This window comes from Saprospiraceae bacterium, assembly GCA_016716185.1.
Taxonomy (GTDB): Bacteria; Bacteroidota; Bacteroidia; order Chitinophagales; family Saprospiraceae; genus Vicinibacter.
Genome location: JADJWV010000001.1, coordinates 311,882 through 331,409, shown reverse-complemented (window position 1 = coordinate 331,409; position 19,528 = coordinate 311,882). Strand labels below are relative to the sequence as shown.

Annotated in this window: 17 protein-coding genes; 6 read left to right on the top strand and 11 right to left on the bottom strand. The window is 39.1% G+C overall.

The window, feature by feature from the left end; genetic code table 11:
• Positions 1 to 10: 10 nt before the first annotated feature.
• Positions 11 to 868, bottom strand: a complete 858-nt coding sequence (locus IPM34_01240; GenBank protein MBK8954168.1) for a formate/nitrite transporter family protein — start codon at positions 866 to 868, stop codon at positions 11 to 13.
• 109 nt (positions 869 to 977) lie between these two features.
• On the opposite strand from IPM34_01240, the gene IPM34_01235 reads away from it, so the two are divergent.
• Positions 978 to 1,871: a YitT family protein gene (locus IPM34_01235; GenBank protein MBK8954167.1), complete on the top strand. Its 894-nt coding sequence runs from the start codon at positions 978 to 980 to the stop codon at positions 1,869 to 1,871.
• A gap of 27 nt (positions 1,872 to 1,898) precedes the next feature.
• Here the strand turns inward: IPM34_01235 and IPM34_01230 are convergent, their stop codons facing one another.
• The 4 genes from IPM34_01230 to IPM34_01215 form a co-directional block, all read right to left on the bottom strand.
• Complete coding sequence (locus tag IPM34_01230) at positions 1,899 to 3,134, bottom strand: hypothetical protein (protein MBK8954166.1); 1,236 nt, start codon at positions 3,132 to 3,134, stop codon at positions 1,899 to 1,901.
• An 822-nt stretch (positions 3,135 to 3,956) separates the two neighbouring features.
• Positions 3,957 to 4,946, bottom strand: a complete 990-nt coding sequence (locus IPM34_01225; protein MBK8954165.1) for a M28 family peptidase — start codon at positions 4,944 to 4,946, stop codon at positions 3,957 to 3,959.
• Positions 4,947 to 4,956: 10 nt separating this feature from the next.
• On the bottom strand, positions 4,957 to 6,450 hold the full coding sequence (locus IPM34_01220) for a cysteine--tRNA ligase (protein ID MBK8954164.1): 1,494 nt from the start codon (positions 6,448 to 6,450) through the stop codon (positions 4,957 to 4,959).
• A gap of 361 nt (positions 6,451 to 6,811) precedes the next feature.
• Positions 6,812 to 8,368 carry a YifB family Mg chelatase-like AAA ATPase gene (locus IPM34_01215; protein ID MBK8954163.1) on the bottom strand — a complete coding sequence of 519 codons (1,557 nt, stop codon included), beginning with the start codon at positions 8,366 to 8,368 and terminating at the stop codon, positions 6,812 to 6,814.
• A 356-nt stretch (positions 8,369 to 8,724) separates the two neighbouring features.
• Between IPM34_01215 and IPM34_01210 the strand changes: the two genes are divergently transcribed.
• From IPM34_01210 to IPM34_01190, 5 genes are all read left to right on the top strand, one after another.
• Positions 8,725 to 9,000, top strand: coding sequence for a nucleotidyltransferase substrate binding protein (locus tag IPM34_01210; GenBank protein ID MBK8954162.1), 276 nt, complete (start codon positions 8,725 to 8,727; stop codon positions 8,998 to 9,000).
• 147 nt (positions 9,001 to 9,147) lie between these two features.
• Positions 9,148 to 9,459 (top strand): nucleotidyltransferase domain-containing protein, encoded by a 312-nt coding sequence (locus IPM34_01205; protein ID MBK8954161.1) that lies wholly within the window; start codon positions 9,148 to 9,150, stop codon positions 9,457 to 9,459.
• A gap of 250 nt (positions 9,460 to 9,709) precedes the next feature.
• Positions 9,710 to 11,470, top strand: coding sequence for an aspartate--tRNA ligase (gene aspS / locus IPM34_01200; protein MBK8954160.1), 1,761 nt, complete (start codon positions 9,710 to 9,712; stop codon positions 11,468 to 11,470).
• A gap of 426 nt (positions 11,471 to 11,896) precedes the next feature.
• Positions 11,897 to 12,901: a hypothetical protein gene (locus IPM34_01195; GenBank protein MBK8954159.1), complete on the top strand. Its 1,005-nt coding sequence runs from the start codon at positions 11,897 to 11,899 to the stop codon at positions 12,899 to 12,901.
• Positions 12,902 to 13,978: 1,077 nt separating this feature from the next.
• Positions 13,979 to 14,716 carry a hypothetical protein gene (locus tag IPM34_01190; protein ID MBK8954158.1) on the top strand — a complete coding sequence of 246 codons (738 nt, stop codon included), beginning with the start codon at positions 13,979 to 13,981 and terminating at the stop codon, positions 14,714 to 14,716.
• A gap of 18 nt (positions 14,717 to 14,734) precedes the next feature.
• On the opposite strand, the gene IPM34_01185 is transcribed toward IPM34_01190, so the two are convergent.
• The 6 genes from IPM34_01185 to IPM34_01160 all read right to left on the bottom strand — a co-directional run bounded on the left by IPM34_01185 (position 14,735) and on the right by IPM34_01160 (position 19,026).
• Positions 14,735 to 15,166, bottom strand: a complete 432-nt coding sequence (locus IPM34_01185; GenBank protein MBK8954157.1) for an SRPBCC domain-containing protein — start codon at positions 15,164 to 15,166, stop codon at positions 14,735 to 14,737.
• Positions 15,167 to 15,199: 33 nt separating this feature from the next.
• Positions 15,200 to 15,592 (bottom strand): hypothetical protein, encoded by a 393-nt coding sequence (locus IPM34_01180; GenBank protein MBK8954156.1) that lies wholly within the window; start codon positions 15,590 to 15,592, stop codon positions 15,200 to 15,202.
• A gap of 32 nt (positions 15,593 to 15,624) precedes the next feature.
• The gene (locus IPM34_01175) at positions 15,625 to 16,074 is read right to left on the bottom strand and encodes an SRPBCC domain-containing protein (protein ID MBK8954155.1); all 450 of its coding nucleotides are present in this window, start codon (positions 16,072 to 16,074) and stop codon (positions 15,625 to 15,627) included.
• 27 nt (positions 16,075 to 16,101) lie between these two features.
• Positions 16,102 to 17,547: a hypothetical protein gene (locus IPM34_01170; GenBank protein MBK8954154.1), complete on the bottom strand. Its 1,446-nt coding sequence runs from the start codon at positions 17,545 to 17,547 to the stop codon at positions 16,102 to 16,104.
• 588 nt (positions 17,548 to 18,135) lie between these two features.
• Entirely contained in the window at positions 18,136 to 18,576 is a 441-nt protein-coding gene (locus IPM34_01165; GenBank protein ID MBK8954153.1) for a VOC family protein, read from the bottom strand.
• Positions 18,577 to 18,711: 135 nt separating this feature from the next.
• Entirely contained in the window at positions 18,712 to 19,026 is a 315-nt protein-coding gene (locus IPM34_01160) for a hypothetical protein (protein MBK8954152.1), read from the bottom strand.
• Positions 19,027 to 19,528: the final 502 nt, after the last annotated feature.

Sequence of the window (19,528 nt, the reverse complement as noted above, 5' to 3'; positions counted from 1 at the left end):
ACGGAATTTATCAGCTGGGAATATCCATGGTTTCCTCTTTTCGATGAAAAAGGTTTTTCCTTCGGTAAATGAGGTAATATACCAGCGCGACCAATAAACTACCGCCGGTGAGATTGCCAAGGATCACAGGTACGATATTTGAGACGAATCCCATTCCATCTATCAAATGAACGGCCTGATCTCCGGTATAACTTTCCTTTAATACAATTCCCAGGGGAATAAAATACATATTGGCAATGCTGTGCTCAAAACCTGCGGCTACAAATGCAGAGATGGGAAAAATAATGACCAGTGCCTTATCCATAACCGAACGCCCGGCCTGACTCATCCAGACCGCAAGGCAGACCAACACATTGCACATCAATCCGCTGATAAAAGCATCTGAAAAATTTAAACTGCATTTGTATTGCGCAATGCGGATGTATTGTTCCAGAACAGCTTTGTTGTTCATGTCTGTGTGATTAGACAAACTAACGAGTAAAGCCACAACCACAGAACCAGCAAAATTTGAAAGGAGTACAATCGTCCAGTTTCTGACCAATTCCTTCAAACTGATTTTCCCATCTGCCCAGGCCATCACCAGCAAGTTATTTCCGGTAAACAATTCAGCACCTGCTACCACAACCAGGATCAGGCCTAATGAAAAGGCGATTCCACCCAGTATTCTGGAAACCCCAAATGGCAGGGAGTGATCTGAAAAAATCAGCGTGCTGTACAGGGCGCCCAATGCAATGAAGCCACCTGCAAGAGCACCCAGCATAAAGAGTGAAAGAAAGGGCAATCTTGCTTTTGTGACTCCTGTTTTTTCGATGCGTTCAGCGATTTCAGCCGGTGAGAACGCATCAAATCCATAAATTTCGTTTTTCATAACTTCATCAGACAATTTATGCTAAAATATCATATTTCCGTGAAGCATAAAAAATTTTTAAGCGGGGTTATAAGATGGAATCAGTTCGATTGCTTATCATTGCTGAATCATGCACAAAGGCTCTGTAAAAAACAGCATTGAATGGAATAAAATTTTTTCTCTGCATTCTTTAATTCTCATGATCCTTGGGGTCATTCTGGCCACCATTGCTTTCAAAGGCTTTATGATTCCCAACAGATTTCTGGATGGTGGGATTACCGGTTTATCTATTTTGCTTCATGAATTGATGCATATCAATATTGGACTGGCTTTGTTCTTTTTGAATTTACCTTTCGTCTATATAGGCTACCGGAAGATTGGAAAAACCTTTGCCATCCAAACCATGATGGCCATTATACTTTTGGTTTGCACGATCCAGTTTGTTGAAATAGAACCCATCACACACGACAAAGTGCTCATTGCCGTATTCGGCGGATTTTTTATAGGACTGGGTATCGGACTGGTCATTAAAGCCGGAGGTGTGATCGATGGAATGGAAGTCCTTGCCGATTACACCAATAAAAAGTTTGGATTCTCGACCAGCGAGTGGGTTATGCTATTCAATTCACTGGTTATCCTTATTGCCGCGATCAATTTTGGAATTGAAACCGGTATGTATTCGATCATGACCTATTTTACGGCCATGAAAACCGTGGATTACGTCGTCGATGGATTTGAAGAATATACAGCATTGACAATCCTTTCTTCAAAAGACGAAGACATCAAATCGATGATTGTAAATGATTTCAACAAAGCCATCTCCGTTTACAAAGGTGAGCGAGGTTATCTTCCAGGAAGTTTTGATATTAAATACGATTGCCAGATCATTGTGACCATCGTTACGCGACTGGAAATTCATCGCATTCAATTGGCCATCAAAGAAATTGATCCTAAGGCATTTATTTATATAACCAGCATCAAAGAAGTATCAGGAGGTATCGTTAAGCAAAAAGTCCACAGATAAATAAAAAGATTCCAATCATTGCAGAAATTATTTGCCGGCTTTTATAAATTGAAGGTTTTGATTTGGAATACCTTCTACAAAAAAAGTGTACAGGCCGTCCGGGAGATTAGCAATGTATAAACCATCCAGACTTTCTTGCAGCGTATGCCGGCACAATTCTTGTCCATGTGAATTCAATAGGCGGACTGTTTTATTTTCGGGATGCTGAATTCGATCCATGCATTGTATTCTTACGAAATGACTGGCCGGATTGGGGTATAGGTACATCGATTGATCTGTTGTTGAAATATTTTGTTCGGATGTGATTTGCTGTAGCTGCAAAACGCTACCGAAATGGCTGCAAATGTATCCATTGTTTTTATCGACCAGGTCGATCGAGTATAGGTGTTCATTTCCCAGGGGGCTCTTCATGGGCGTCCAGCTCAGCCCACCATTTTCAGTCATGAGAATCGTTCCGTTAAAACCACAGATCATTCCGAAATTCTCGTCTAGAAAATGTAATTCAAACAAAGGTTCCTGGGTAATGGAAGGAAGGCGCTCCCAATTTAAGCCGCCGTCTGTGGTTTTATAAATTCTCCCAATATCGGCACAGGCATATCCTGTTTTATCGTTCACAAATTGTATACTTCGAATCCAGTCGGCAGGCGGTTCAAATGGAAAAAAATCAACAGCTTGCCAGGAATCACCGCTGTCTTCTGATCGCAAAAGAATGTTAGATCCACTGGCAAAACAAACGCCGGAAGGCGTAACGGTTACTTTATAAAACAGGTGGTTAGTTCCACTGGGTCTTATTTCCCAATCATTTCCACCATTGGTAGTGCGCATGATCAAACCATTTGAGCCCACTGCATAGCCGATTTTTGCACTGGAAAAGTAAATACCCCAAATTTGTTCAGTTACATTTGTTGTGAGTGTTTTCCAATTCATGCCACCATCAGTTGAACGGATGATAATTCCATTGTTTCCGCTCATGTATACAACTGAATCATTGAGAAAGAAAATGTCCATAAATCGCATCGACGTATATCCCGAACTTACATCGTTCCAGGTTTTTCCGCCATCTCTTGTTACATGAATGTTTTTCGTGGATCCGTTGTACAAACTGCCGACAGTGATTCCAAAATCTTTATTCAGAAATTCGATTTTCTGTAAAGTTTGAGGAGGATTGAACTGGTGTATGGTTTTCCATTCCTGAGATGCAAGACTGAAAGGGAAGCTGTAGAAAATTATAAATGAAAGTAGTGATGTGAATAAGTTGGACATAGAAATTAATTTCAATAGCGAAAGTAGGAATTAATTTGCAATTGTGTTTTTAATTAAATTCCAAATTGGAGGAAACATACATTTATACATTTCCATAGGAGGCACTTCAGGCGTGTCGAATTTATTCAGAGTGCTCTGCGTCTTATCTTTTTCTCTGCGGTTAACAAACGTACATTTTCATAAGAGAGAAATGAGCAGAACTGGATGTCTTAAGGTAAACCGCAACGGTCCGACCGAAATAATTTTTATTTATTTATGCAAAGTGATATCGTACAGGTGGGAAGAGCGAAAGTTTTATACCAAGAATTTGGAACATTTCAATTTTAGAAAATAACTACGGTATTTCACAAAACACATTAAATACAAAAAGTCAAAATCCCGAAAAGTCTCTTCCATTTATTTCCCGCTCCTGCCCGACTGATATTTTGTTTTAAATAATGGAAAACTTGTTCGGTCAGGCGGGGATTTCGCAGATTTGCGCAGAACTTTTCATTTAGTTTATAATCAAAACTTTAAAAAGTCAAAACCTCTTCCATTTATTTTCCGCTCCTGCCCGACTGATATTTTGTTTTAAATAATGGAAAACTTGTTCGGTCAGGCGGGGATTTCGCAGATTTGCGCAGAACTTTATATTTAATTTATAATCAAAAAGTCAAAAAGTCAAAAAGCCAAAAAGTCAAAAAGTCAAAAAGTCAAAAAGCCAAAAAGTCAAAAAGTCAAAAAGTCAAAAAGCCAAAAAGCCAAAAAGCCAAAATCCCGAAAAGTCGAAAGGTCAAAATCACCATTGACACTTCGAATTAAAAAAATCTCCCTCAACCTAAATCAGAGCAACCCGGCATCTTCCTGATAGATCAATTTCACCATCAACCTACCAACCATATTCAGGCTGAAAGGATCAATGACATCCATTTTATCTTTAGTCGTGTGGTGGTAATGAGGAAAGCGTTTTCCATCCGGGCGATTGATGATGTCAATCATTTTAATTTTGGCAATGGTATTCACAAAATAGTGATCGTCGATCGTGCCACCTCCTGAAGTTTTGGGAAAATTGGCTGCATAACCCATGGCATCTGCCAGATTCCAGACTTTATCAACCACATCTTTCGCATAATAAACACTGAAGTCTTCTGTATAAAATCCCGGATTCGCACCCCCTACAATGTCCAGTAAGACACCGTACATGGGTTTGCTGTGGGTATAATGCAAGTTTGCAGACCAGTATTGTGAACCAAGTCCCCAGGATTTGTCACTTCCGTTGGTTCCATAATCTTCCAGATCAAAAAACACAATGTCGACACCAATATTGCTTAATGGTTGAGATTGAATCGCACGGGCCACTTCCAGTAAAACACCAGCGCTGCTGGGGCCATCGTCGGCGCTATCGAATGGTTTATTTCTGTTGGCTGGATCGGGATCGGCATCTGCCCAAGGCCTGGTATCCCAATGTGATGCCAGCAAGATCCTCTTTTTTGCATCTTTATTGAATTGGGCGATGATGTTGACACCATTGAGTACTGTTCCGTCAAAAGCCGTGGATTTGAATCTTTGTTCGATGACTTCTGCACCAAAACTTTTGAATTTTTCTACAAACCAGGCAGCACAAGCTCTGTGAGCTTCGGTGTTTGGAATTCGTGGACCAAACAGAACCTGTTTCCGAACAAACTGATAAGCACTGTCTTTATTAAAAACAGGATATTTAATTTCTTTTTCCACTGGAGGAGCAGCTTGTTGCACTTTGTCGGACTTACATGCTTCCAACAGGCAGAGAACAATGACTATGAAAAAGGCGATTACAATTTTATTAAATTTCACATTCATAAATTTAGGAGACATACATCCATTCGGTTCCATCCTTTCCATCTTTGAGCTGAATACCGCTTGCTTTTAAAGTGTCGCGGATTTTATCAGACATGCTGAAATCTTTTCGTTCGCGACTGTCTTTCCTCATTTCGATTATGAGTTGCATCAATTGATCGATGGTTTGTGATTGGTTGCTTTGATTTTCATCTTTCAATCCATATATTTCATAAACGAAACGGAACATATGTTCTTTTAAAGAAGACCACATTTTTTCAGAGATCATATCTTTAGAAAGATGTCCGTCTTTAATGGAATTTACAATGCCTGCCAACTCAAAAATACTGGCTAAAGATTTGGGGACATTAAAGTCATCGTTCATGTCCTGGTAACATTGATCGATGGCAGCTTTCACATCTTTATCTTTTGCAGCTTCTGAATCTTTAAATCCGGTGAGTTCATTGCTTAAAATGCGCATGGACTCCATCAGACGCCGGTAGGCTTTATCGGCAGCCTGCAATGCATCGTCCGTAATGTCCAGGGTACTGCGGTAATGTGCTTGTAAAAAAAAGAACCTGACCACCATTGGGGTATAGGCTCTGGTGATGTGAGGACTGTTGCCGGTAAATAATTCTTCCGGAGAAATGGTATTGCCTTCGCTCTTCGACATTTTCTTGCCATTCAGTAGCAACATGTTGGTATGCAACCAATAATTGCAAGGGGTACAACCACAGGCTCCAACGTTTTGTGCAATTTCATTTTCGTGATGTGGAAATTTCAAATCGTTTCCACCGCCATGGATATCAAAATGTTCTCCTAAATATTTTGTACTCATAGCAGAACATTCCAGATGCCATCCCGGGAATCCCACAGACCATGGTGAATTCCAACGCATGATGTGTTCATCGCTGGCTTTGATCCACAGGGCAAAATCAGAGGGGTGTTTTTTCTCATCCTGATTTTTAAGATCATCGCGTGATTCTGCCAACAGCTCGTCGACAACTCTTCCGGATAATTTCCCGTAAGGGTTTTTTGCTTCAATAAATTTCAACGTATCGAAATAAACAGAGCCATTTTTTTCATAGGCAAAGCCGCGCTCAAGTATGGCTGCAACCATTTCGATTTGTTCGATGATGTGTCCAGTTGCGCGAGGTTCAATGCTGGGAGGCAATACATTGAAAGTGCGCATCATCTCGTGAAACCCATTCGTATATTTTTGTGCAACTTCCATGGGTTGCAATTGCTCCAACCTTGCGCCTTTCAACATGCGGTCTTCTCCATCATCCAACAAATGACCAACATCCGTAATGTTGCGCACATAGCGAACTTTATATCCCAAATTTTTTAAATAACGGAAAATGATATCGAATGACGCGAAAGTGCGGCAATTCCCAAGGTGCGCATCGTAATAAACCGTAGGTCCACAGACATACATGCCGACGTGACCCGGAACAAGGGGACTAAAAACTTCCTTCTCGCCACTCAAACTGTTGTGTAAAATAAGGGATCTTGACTCCATTTGGCAAAGATAAATTCAGGAAAAAAATAAACTGTGAATGTTTTACAAATGCTCAGTAGAGAGTAGTCAGTAATCTGGAGTCAGTAATCAATAGTGTCAAGTCAAGAATTCGCTATCAGAATTTAAAACATTCCAACAACCCGAAATCCCGTCAAGCCTAAATGCCTACAAGCCTAAATGCCTACAAGCCTAAATGCCTCCAAGCCTCCACGCCTCCACGCCTACATACCTAAATGCCTCCACGCCTACATGCCTAAATGCCTCCACGCCTAAATGCCTCCAAGCCTCCACGCCTCCACGCCTCCAAGCCTCCACGCCTCCCACCCTCCAAGTATTCCCCTACCAACTTCCCGTCGAGAATTCAACCCGACCAACCTTCGCGGTCCAGACTTCTGAAATGTATGGCTTCTGATAAATGTTCCAACCGGATGGCATCGCTGTTGTCGAGATCGGCAATGGTTCTCGAAACTTTTAAGATTCTATCATATGCCCTTGCAGAGAGTTTGAGCCTGTTCATGGCATTTTTTAAAAGGCTTGCTCCCTCACTTCCAATGTCGCAAATTTTGTAAACTGTTCCTGACGGGATTTGTGCATTAAAATGAATGTGATGAATGTTTGCAAATCTTTCCTGTTGTCGGGTTCTTGCAGTTAATACGCGCTGTCGGATGTGTTGCGATGGTTCTAAGGCGTGAGTTCTATCCAGCAATTGCTCCGAACTAACGGGTGTTACTTCTACATGCAGATCAATACGGTCCAATAAAGGTCCGCTGATTCTGCTCAGGTATTTTTTAACGACCCCTGGGCCGCAAAGACAATCTTTTTCCGGATGGTTATAAAAACCGCAGGGACATGGATTCATACTCGCTACCAGCATGAAACTGGCCGGATATTCGAGTGAAGTTTTGGCTCTGGAGATGGTGACCCGCCTTTCTTCCATAGGCTGTCTGAGGACTTCGAGTACAGCCCGTTTAAATTCCGGAAGCTCGTCGAGAAACAAGACACCATTGTGTGCCAGGGAAATTTCGCCCGGCATAGGGTTGGACCCTCCTCCGACCAGGGCCACATCGCTGATCGTGTGGTGGGGTGACCGGAAAGGGCGGTATTTGATGAGTCCGCTATTCTGTGGCAAGATCCCTGCTACTGAATGAATTTTTGTAGTCTCAAGAGCTTCCTCCATGCTGATCGGAGGCAGGATCCCCGGCAACCTCTTGGCTAACATGGTTTTTCCGGCACCAGGAGGGCCAATGAGGATGAGATTGTGTCCGCCCGCAGCTGCAATTTCCATAGCCCTCTTGATGTTCTCCTGACCCCGAACATCTTTAAAATCGTCAATAGGAATTTCGGTCTCACTTTCAATTTCTGTCATCGCATTTTCTCTGAACGATTCAATATGAAGCCGGCCTTCTAAAAAACCAATGGCCTCTTTCAGACTTTCAACGGGAATGATTTCAAGTTGATCCACAATAGCCGCTTCTCTGGCATTTTCTTTGGGAATCACGATCCCTTTAAAATGTTCTTTATATGCCAATATAGCCATCGGCAATACTCCCTTAACAGGCCTTACGCCACCGTCCAGGCTGAGCTCTCCCATAATCAGGTATTGATGAATCCGGTTCAGATCAATTTGCGCCGTTGCAGCAAGGACGCCTAAGGCAATCGGCAAATCGTATGCGGAACCTTCTTTCCGGATATCTGCAGGTGCCAGATTGATCACCAGTTTCAGTCGCGGAAAATGATATCCGCTCGACTTGATTGCAGATTCAATGCGCTGTGCTCCCTCGCGTATCGCATTATCAGGCAATCCAACCGTGAAATAGTTGTTTTTCCCGGGTGCAACCAGGCCCCCTGGATCCACCTCTATGGTAATGGGACAGGCATCCACGCCGTAGACGGCAGCAGAGTAAGACTTAACTAACATTTGTCAGTATTAGGGTGTTTATTAGAATCGGAAACAAATAAATAATGTATTCCTCAATATTCCATTGCTCTTTTATTGAATGCCGTATAATTTTTTTTGACAGACCGAATCCTGTTATTAAAGCTTGATATTCTATAAACTTATCGGACCGGATCTGCTATTTTAAATGGAATCATTCTAATGTTCGAAATCGGAAAAAAATTTCTTTTTATAGAAGCAAAGCGCAGTCTTCAGACTACGCAGCGCAACATGGAGATGCACATGAAAGAAGCGATCTCGATCTCGCAATTCGAATGAAAAGCGGAGAAGCTTTTCCAATGCTGTGAAATTTTGTATTTTTGCATACAGGATTCATCATGAAGTTAGATACCCATTATTTTGATCGATGTATATTAATTCTGGAAAGAGCTTATACATTATTGAATTCTGCAGATTCGAAAGAAATTGAATATGATTTGTACAGATCGGCTTGTATAAAAGAGTTTGAGATCATCCTGGAGCAAAGTGGAAAACTTTTAAAGAAAAGGCTAAAAATTTATTTCTCTTCATCAGGCAAAGTAGACACACTGTCATTTAAAGAAATATTTAAATATGCAGTTGTTCATGGCATTATGAATGAGGAAACATGCTAACGATGGCTGCTTTACAGAGATCTTCGCAACAATACAGCGCATGAATATGGAAAATTTTTTGCCGAAAATACAATTTTTAAATTAGATGCATTTATCAGGGACTCAAAAAATCTAAGCTTGAAATTATCGGAAGACTAACTTCTTAAAATGATATTGAAGGAAAAGTATAAAGAAATGTTGTCGAGGATATTTACAATTTATAATTATCCTTATCAAGTCTGGGCCTATGGAAGCCGGGTAAATGGAGATGCACATGATGGAAGCGATCTTGATCTCGTAATTCGAATGAAAAGTGGAGAAGCTTTTCCAATGCAGGAATTTTTTGAACTTCAAAACACGATCAATCAATCCAACGTACCCATCCTGATTGATCTGCGCGATTGGCACCACCTGCCGGAAAGTTTTCAGAAAAACATATTGAACCAGCATGAAGTCTTTTATGACAGTGAGCCACAATGATGGGCTTTATAACTTTTTTCCTGAAAAACGAATGCTGGAAAATATATTTCTGCGTAGATCTCTGCAATCTGCGGGAAAACTAAAAACCAGAGCGCGCGCTGCAAATTGCCGGTAGTTTACTTAGTAGAATACTCAGCAAAACGAATAGGCTGTTTTGCAAAAATTTCCGCCACATTAAGAACTCATTAATCCACTCATAGGCCCCATTCATAACTTGATCGTTCTATCTTTGTCCGGAAATAAAAATGATATGTACAGAACACATACTTGTGGAGAATTGAGATTGCAGCACGTCGGACAAAAAGTGACGCTGGCCGGATGGGTCCAGATACTGAGAAACCTGGGGGGTATGAGTTTTATCGATTTGAGAGATCGCTATGGCATCACGCAGCTTGCATTTAATATGGAAGATCAGGCCGAATTATGCACCAAGGCCAGGCAGTGTGGCAGGGAATATGTCTTACAAGCGACAGGAACTGTTTGCGAACGTTCCAGTAAGAATCCGAACCGGGCAACTGGGGATATTGAGATAAAAGTTGAAGAATTGATCATTCTAAATGCATCGGAAGTACCTCCGTTTACGATTGAAGACGAAAGCGATGGTGGCGATGAATTGCGCATGAAATACCGCTACCTGGACATCAGGAGATCACCCGTTAAAGAGAAAATTATATTCAGACACCGGCTGGCTTTGGAAATCCGCAAATTTTTAAGTGAGCAGGGATTTCTCGAAATTGAAACACCCTATCTCATCAAATCAACACCCGAAGGCGCAAGAGATTTTGTCGTGCCAAGCCGCATGAATCCCGGACAGTTCTACGCATTGCCACAATCGCCCCAGACTTTTAAACAAATTCTGATGGTGGGCGGTATGGACAAGTACTTTCAAATTGTGCGATGCTTTCGCGATGAAGATCTCAGGGCTGACCGTCAACCGGAATTTACGCAGGTTGACTGCGAAATGGCCTTCGTCGAAAGAGAAGATATTTTGAACATGTTTGAAGCCATGACCAAACACGCATTCAAAGCATGCTTAAATACAGAGCTCGAAGATTTTGAACGCATGCAATACGAAGATGCTATCGAAAACTATGGATCCGACAAACCCGATTTGAGATTTGATATGGCTTTCAAAGATTTGAGTTTCATGAAAGGAAACGGATTTTCCTTAATCGATGAGGCGGACTGTGTGAAGGGTATTGTAGTGGATGGAAACGAAGCATATTTCACCAACAAGGAGTTGAACGCCCTCACAGATTGGGTGAAGCGCCCTCAAATTGGGGCCAGGGGATTAATCTATATTAAATACGGTACGGAAGGAATTAAATCCACCATCGGTAAATTTTACAATGACGAACAACTGTTAGCCCTTGCTGAAAAAGTTGGAGCAAAACAGGGTGATACCTTGTTTATTTTATTGGGAAAGCGGGAATCAACGCTCAAACAACTGGGTGAATTGAGGCTGGAACTTGCTAAAAGATTGAATCTGATCGCCCCGGGAGTATTCAAACCTTTATGGGTTCTGGATTTTCCATTGCTCGAATGGGACGAAGATGCACAACGGTTTTTTGCCATGCACCATCCGTTTACCAGTGCTTTGCCGGAAGATCGGGATAAAATGTACAGTACGGATAAACAAATTCTGGCAGGCATCCATGCAGCTGCATACGATCTGGTGATCAACGGTGCAGAAGTTGGAGGAGGTTCCATCCGGATTCACGACAAAGCACTTCAGGCCAGAAATTTTGAAATTCTTGGTTTCACCAAAGAAGAAGCAGAGCGGCAGTTTGGATTTTTATTAGGTGCATTTGCTTATGGAGCACCGCCGCATGGAGGTATTGCATTTGGCCTGGACCGGCTTTGTTCCATCATGGACGGCACTTCATCCATACGCGATTACATTGCATTTCCCAAAAACAACATGGGCCGGGACACCATGATCGATGCTCCTTCGGAGCTCGATACAAAACAATTGGAGGAGTTGAGTATTACTTCATCTCTCAAGTTTTAATTCAATCTAATCTGTAATACATTAGTTATAGGAGATAAATTATTCTAAATGAAAAATTATTATTTGTGAGTATGTAAAATTTATGAAAAATATTTACAGTATATTTTTGGGATCTCTTATATTATTATTTGAGGCTTTTAGAAATTCTTATCCGTTGGTTTATCCAGATACAGGAACCTATATTAGATCTGGTTTTACAATGGACATCCCAATTGATAGACCAATATTTTATGGAATTTTTATAAATATAACTAGTCTAAAGTTTTCATTGTGGTTGGTTATTTTTTTCAAGGGGTAATTGTTTCTTGGTTAATACACAAATTCGTTGGGTTGGTCCAGAACGAAGAGAATAATAACTCTAATATAATTTCATTGTTAATTATTATTGTATTAAGTTTTACAACGGGCTTATCATTTAGTACATCTATGTTAACCCCAGACATATTTACACCTATAATGATTTTAGCAACAATAATTACTTTAAGAGCACAAGGAGATGTTCTAACAACTGCAGTGACGAGTATATTAGTAATTCAAAGTTTGCTCGTTCATAATTCACATATTTTTATATTTGGATTTGGAATTTTATTATTTTTAGTTTTAAGTTATTTAGTAAGAAGGCATAATAAAAAATTCAAGATACTAGAAAAAGTTCAACTTTCAAGACTAGCAATTTTATTTGGTTTTTCAATTTGCTTATTGTTAGGAGTAAACTATGTAATTGATAAAAGGGTTGGTTTATCTGATGGCGGCCATGTATTTCTTCTGAATAAATTACATGATGACAATTTGTTGGTACCTTTTTTAAATGAGAAATGCCCAGAGAAAAAGTATTATTTATGCAATGATAAGGATACACTACCTTGGGATTTAATCTGGGATGTAAAAAGCCCAGTTACAGCCAATGGGGATTGGAATACTCATAAAGATGAAAACTTATCGATAATAATTGATTTATTAACATCACCAAAATATTTTCTATTATTTATATATAAATGTGTAGTACATACAATAAAACAATTGGTTAATTTTGAAAGTGGTGATGCCCCAAACAGCGAACATATGATAAGACCACCTTTAATTGCAATTGAGAAATATTATAATTTTGAATTAAAGGAGTTTTTGGCAGCCAATCAGGTTCAAAAAAAGCAAGATTTTACAGTACTTAATTTATTACAATTCTTTTGTATTATTATATCTGGCATTGGTCTTATTCTGAGAGTTACACGTAGTAATACGGACGTACGATTACTTTTTTATTTCATATTTATTATATCTTTTTTAATTTCGAATGCGTTTATTTGCGCAAACTTGAGTATTGTTCTCGATCGATATTCTAGTCGTCTAATTTGGCTAATTCCTTTATTGTGGTTCGCATTTGAAATTCCAATACTGGTGGATAAAATGAATAGGGAGTTAAGCGTCAAATAAAATTCCATTCCTGTGTAATTTATATTTGGAATGACAGCTAAGACATCCATCTATTTTTGAAAATCAACTTTTAGAGAATTAAAATTAAATATAAGTTAAAAATGGTTAAATTTGGATTTAAATCAATAACCTGAATAGACTTTAACCAATCAATTAGAAAATCGTTATGAAATTTAATCTTCCCAATAAAAAGTTTGAACAATATTTATTTCTATGCTTTACTTTATTGAATTTGTTACCAGTTATCCAGGGCAAATTCTTTCCGACCCTTGATGGGCCTGCGCATCTGCATAATTCCTTTATAATTTCAGAACTACTTTTCAGCAACAACACTATTTTTTTGGAATTTTATAAATTTAATGAAATTTTTGTTCCAAATTGGATTGGGCATTTAATCCTCTCATTTTTTAACATGTTTTTACCGGCATTTTTAGCGGAGAAGATTTTACTATTTATTTATTTAATAGGATTGCCTTATGGATTTCGTTCTCTAATACGGACAATAAGCCCACAAAATGTAGAATTCAGTTACATTATATTTCCATTCACTTATTCATTTTTATTTATACTGGGATTCTATAATTTTTCAATAGCTATCGTGTTGATGCTATTTTCACTTTCGTTTTGGTTCTCTAATTGGGAAGAGGGCCTGTCAAGTAGAAAACGGGTTATACTTTTTGGCCTGATTACACTAACTTTTTTTTCGCACGTTTTCATATTTTCATTATTACTCTTCATTTTCGGACTTTACATTTCATTTGAATTGTTGAGAAACATCTTAATAGACAATTCGCTGTTTAAAAGTCATTTCAAAATGGCCTTTAAAAAGTCAATCGAAATTTTTATAGTATCGGTTCTGCCACTAATATTATTAGCATATTATATTGGTTCTACAGTAAGCCCGGATCAAACCAGTTCATATTTGAATAAGTCTGAATTAATCAATTGGATAAAGCATTTAAGACCATTAATTGCATACAATACAGCAGTAGAAGAAATTTATACGACTATAATCTTTTACATTTTTGTATTCTGATCGTAATATTCGCGTACCAGCGTGTAAATTCAGTAATAACATTGGTTAGTAATTTAAAGAATACACCAATTTTTAGAAAAATTGGAAATGTATTATCGAAAAATGATATTTGGATAATTTTAGCTTTTATTATTTTAATTCTGTATTTTATTCTGCCAGATAATGCACAAAATGCTGGTTATTTTAGCATGAGGCTGGGGCTTGCATTTTTCCTTTTTCTTATCATAGCACTCTCAACACAGGTATATGAAAAATGGTTGGTTTGGTTCTCGGTTTTTGTGATATCATCCTGCCATTTTATTATGATTAATTATTATACTAGAGTAATACGAGATTTGAATGAGGTTGCATTGAGCTGTGAGGAAACAGCAAAGCATGTGGATCCAAATAGCCTTGTTTTACCTTTAAATTATTCAGATAATTGGTTAGTTGGCCATTTCTCAAATTATTTAGGAATTGATAAACCCGTTGTTTTGCTCGAAAACTATGAATTAGGGGTTACTTACTTTCCCCTAAGGTGGAATGAGAATCAAATTCCCAATACAACATTGGGAAGTCATGAGGCCAGCGATTCAGGTTGTAAACATTGGAAGACAAATAGATCAAATCAAAAAAGAATTATTGATTACGTGTTTGTCATGAATGATTTCCCAAATGAAGTCGATTCATGTAATTTGGAACTCAAAAATATTGTTATGGCTGATTACATGCAGGTCTTTAAGAATAAATATTGTACATTGTATAAGAAAAATGTACCCTCGGTGAATGGTATAAAATAAGGATTGATTTATCTTAGATCACACCAAATCCCTCTCTTCATACGGCGTCTCAACCCCCTTTTCCAAATATAGCTTTAGAACTCTCAGATATATAGCCCAACAATAAGAAGAAATCCTGAAATGTTTATTTGCTTCTTTCCAATGGCTGTGCACAAATTCTATTTCCGTTCCGTTTTTGGCAGATTTCAATTGTAAGCCGACCTGTGTTTTCAACCAATCTTCCTGTGCATCTGTCATCAACCATTCAATCCGGTAAGGCGGATCATATTCAATGATCTTTCCTTTCCAAATGCATGCAGGCGAAAAGATAAATTCAAACTCCTCATCAAGATCAGCTTTTCCATGGCAGGCCTGGGTCCACCATTGATCTAAGCCCGAAGGTTCAGACACGGATTGAAATACTTTTTCAATGGGGGCTTGAATAAAAAAGGCGTGAAGAATATCTGGCATAACTAAAAATTGAGCATAAAGTGTATTAAATGTTTAATGTATAAAATGCGACATCAAATAAACCACATATATAAATCCGGCAAGAGCCAGAAATACGGAAGCGATTCCTGCTTTTTTGGAATGCAGCCATCCACTGAGACCAATACAGGTGATCAAAGCAACAATTCCCAAAAGGAATAACATGGAAAGCGTTTTGTGATGATGTTTGAGCAGCTCACCAATATTTTCTGCTCCGCGGTGCTCGTTGATGGCGATGAACGACCAACCCAATGTACAGACAAACATGCAAATGGTGGAAGCAATGGAAAGCAGCAAAACCGGCATGTAAATTTTGTGTGGCCGGGGTTGGAATACGACGGCGGCAAAGAATGTAAATGCAAAACCACCCAATATGGAAGCGATCAGTGCAAGTTGTTGGTAAATCACAAATTTAAATTTTGATGAAAATTCATGTTCTTTTACAATTTGGTAAAATCTTTTTCGATATAATTTTTAAACGTTTGAATCACAACAGGCCAGGCATGCAATACCGCCTCGTAATACCAATCCCATTCGCTTCCTTCTCCGTAACCATCCTGACAAACTTTCAGCTTACATCCCACTGTTGCAATTTCAGCTTCTATAGAAAGTGTCATCGGACCCAAAAAATTCTTTTCGGGATTCATGTACACGTAGTTTCCAATAACAAGTTTTGAACCGGGATCAAAGGATTCAATGATTCCACTGGAAATGTATTTGATTCCGGCTTCTGAGATCTGCCAGGCAAGCAGATACATACCACCAATTTTTTTATCGATCAATGTACGCTCTACTCCCCACCATTTTTGTAAATGTTCAGGTTCTAAAAAACATGAAATGACTTCTGCAGGAGTGCAAGCTATTTCAATTTGAACTTCAACTTTTCGCATCTTACTGTTACTGTGGGAAAATTAGGATTATTCAGGCAATATGAATTTATAATTTTTTTCGGGCTTATTCTCAAATTGCATCTGTATGAGATAAAATCCGGCCTGGAATTTTTCATTCACCTGGAGCTCATTGAGGTTCGAATATTCGTCTGCAAATAACTCTAATCCGGACAGGGAGAATATTTTTATTTTAAGAGCCTGGGTTGGATCGCGAAATTTAAAATTTATGGTCCCCTTCTCTTTGCTGTAAATGAATACCACACGGGCATCATGGTCTTCATAAGGTTTTACAGTAGTTGTCACACAGTCGGGAATTTCAAATGCTCTGAACCCGGTATAATTGGAATGAGGTGGAAAAAACGGAGACCAGATATAACTGGCATAAACATGGCGACTAAAATAATCAATACCCCAGGTTCCATAAGTATCAGCAGCATTACCGATCAATCCACAGGTGACCGGATTGTTGCTATCATTCACATCAATGATGGCAACATCGGTTTTACCTGCGGAAAGAAAAACGGAATTACAGTGTTCGTCGTAAGCAATCTCATTCGCATGTCCTTTCGAACCGGCCCATGTTGGAAAATCATTGGTCGCAGGAGCCCAATCCTGAGGATGCCAATGAGCCTTATGCCGGATGTGTAGCGGATCAGAGATGTCAAGGATTTCCATTCCATAATAATCGATCGCCACAAATGCCAGATTTTGGTGGATCCAGATATGGTTGTAAGCAGTAGCGTAATTGACTAAGTTTTGAAAACAATATTTTGCGACTTCTTTCGGATGAACCGGATCTGCAAGGTCAACGACTCTGAGTCCGCCCCGGTCATAACACACATATGCATAGTTGTCTTTTACCCAGATCCCACGGGCATTGTAGGCATCGCTGTTGCTCGAATCGCGATGCGGAAAATCATTGCCGAAAGTCAACTGGCTGATGAATTGAATATTCTTTTTATCGCGCACATCCAAAAGAACGATTCCGTTTCGCATTGCGGCCAGATAAGCCGTATCATTTTGAATAAAAACATCTGCCGCCCCTCCGGCCATGGATGGGAAGTTGATCGTGTCTGTCACCACCATAGAGGATTCATCGCTTACATCCAGAATCGCAAGGCCGACATTCTCGTTTGTATTCCATATATCGCCCAGTGTAAGATAGAGATATTCACCCTGTTGTTGTAAACTGATGACATCTCCGCCACCAAAAACAGAAGGTGCAAACTGTTTATGTAAATTTAAATTTCCATTTTCGATGCGAAATATTTTTAATCCGGCATCTTTCGTAGTGGTAAACAAAAGATCTCTTCCCAGGCGGTCTTTGCGAAGAGAAAGAAAATTTCCAAATGCTGGATTATCAAAATATTCAGCTTTCAATTCCAATTTTGAACTATCCAACGGGCATTGAGCATTCATGTCTGAAAAACAACCGACCAGGATTGAAATAATGAAAAATCGTATCAGGAACATGATTACAAATTTAATTAAAATAATGTTCGAGTTATTTTTTTTAAAAGAAATCTGCTTTGTTCTTGTTCTTTCCGGGCTTCAATTCCTGGATTTATTTTGATTTGTAATTTTTTTTATTGTCATTCATTGATTTCATTAAATCATCATTATTTTATATTGATCTGTCGATTAGTGGATAATGGGTCACACAATTCGTTGAAGTCAAATAATCTGCAAGAAGATAAATTGAAACTACGTGTGCGGTTTCAATAAAGAGATCTGACTAAAATATGATGTCCCGTGTTTAACCGCAGAGAGCGCTGAGTTTTTCGCAAAGAGCGCAAAGAGGTTCAATATACAGGAAAAGGTAATTTTCAAAACAGAGATAAGAAGCACATCGAAAATTCTTAGCGCATTGCGCCTTCTCATCCTCCTTTGCGGTTAATGAACGTACATTTTCATAATAGGGAGCTGAGTAGAATATGATGTCCCGTGTTTAACCATAAAGAGCGCAAAGAGCTTCTGTTAATGTAGAAAGGCAATTTTCAAAAAAGGAATAAGAAGTTAACGGAATTGAAACTTCTACAAAGGAATCCATTGGCAATTTCTTTATCCGGCCTTTTCTTCGCAATTGAACATCCACTGAACGCCGAATTTATCGGTGCAGCTGCCGTAATAAGCTCCCCAATACATGTCCTGCAATTCCATTTCAACCATACCATCTTCGGAGAGCGCATTAAATAATCTTTCGGTTTCTTCGCGTGTATCCGGTTCCAGATTGATGTACATGGTATTGCCAAATCGCAATCTAAACCCCATGGATTCAGGCGCATCCGTTCCCATTAGGCGATGTCCGCCGATAATTGGCAGAGAAATATGCATCACCAGATCAAGGTCAGCATCTTCGATTGGTGGCATGTCATCTGAAGGAGGCAGATCTCTGAATCGGGAAATTTCGCCTTCAAATTCTCCTCCAAAAATCGATTGGTAAAACTGAAAGGCTTCTTCGGTATGTCTGGGGAAATTCAAATAAGTACTTACACGTGCCATATTTTCTGGTAATTTGGTTCATTAAAAAAATCAGAACAAGATAAAAGTTAATCAAAAAAAATACCCACGGACTCATCAAAGAATCAGTGGGCATAAAAGTTTAACAAGCAGGAATATATATATTCCTGTTAAATCTTATTGCTGGTGGTATGCGGCATTATGCGCTAATGCTGTACCACATTTTGCACAATTGCCTTGTGCTCCGGCACCACCTTCGCAACCTTTCGGACAGGTATAATGCCATACGCCTTTTGCATTCTGAGCCGGCTCAGGTGTTGTAGGAGCAGGCGGTGGAACCGTAATAGCCGGATCTGCGGCAGGCGCCGGAGTTGGAGCAGCAGCAGGAGCTTCTGTAGATTCCGCAGGAGCGTCTGATTTACTTTGTTCTTTACAAGATGGTAAAACCAGGATAAGTGCAAACAGAGATAAAATGCTTAATATGTGTTTCATTTTCATAAATTTATCCGCAAAGATAGGAAATTCCAATAATTCGTGAAAAAAATTCAAGTTTAAAAATGCCTGATTATCAGTGCTTTTTAGTATTAAATGGGTCCGGATTTGGGATTTACAATAAAGTAGTGAAAAATACAAGATGAAAGTCCCGCACCTGCCCGACTGAAATGAATAATTCAAAAGATATGAATCTTGTCGTTCAGGCGGGGATTTCGCAGATAGCGCAGATTTAAATGAAGTAATTATTTCTTAGACATCACCAACTTCATATCAATGATAATATGAAAAAAAAATGTTTTAAATAAAAAAAACCAATTCAAGAAACCATTTAAAATAAGGGGACTTCTATTTATTAAAAAAGTTCGTTTCATTTGTTCAAATGATATTCATTTAAACTTCAAAGGCTACAATGGAGCTTTTGCAAGCAAGGTTTTTCAACAATTTCGATTCGGTTTTCAACAATTTCGTGAATTTATTTGTGATTTTTCAGTTCCGGGCA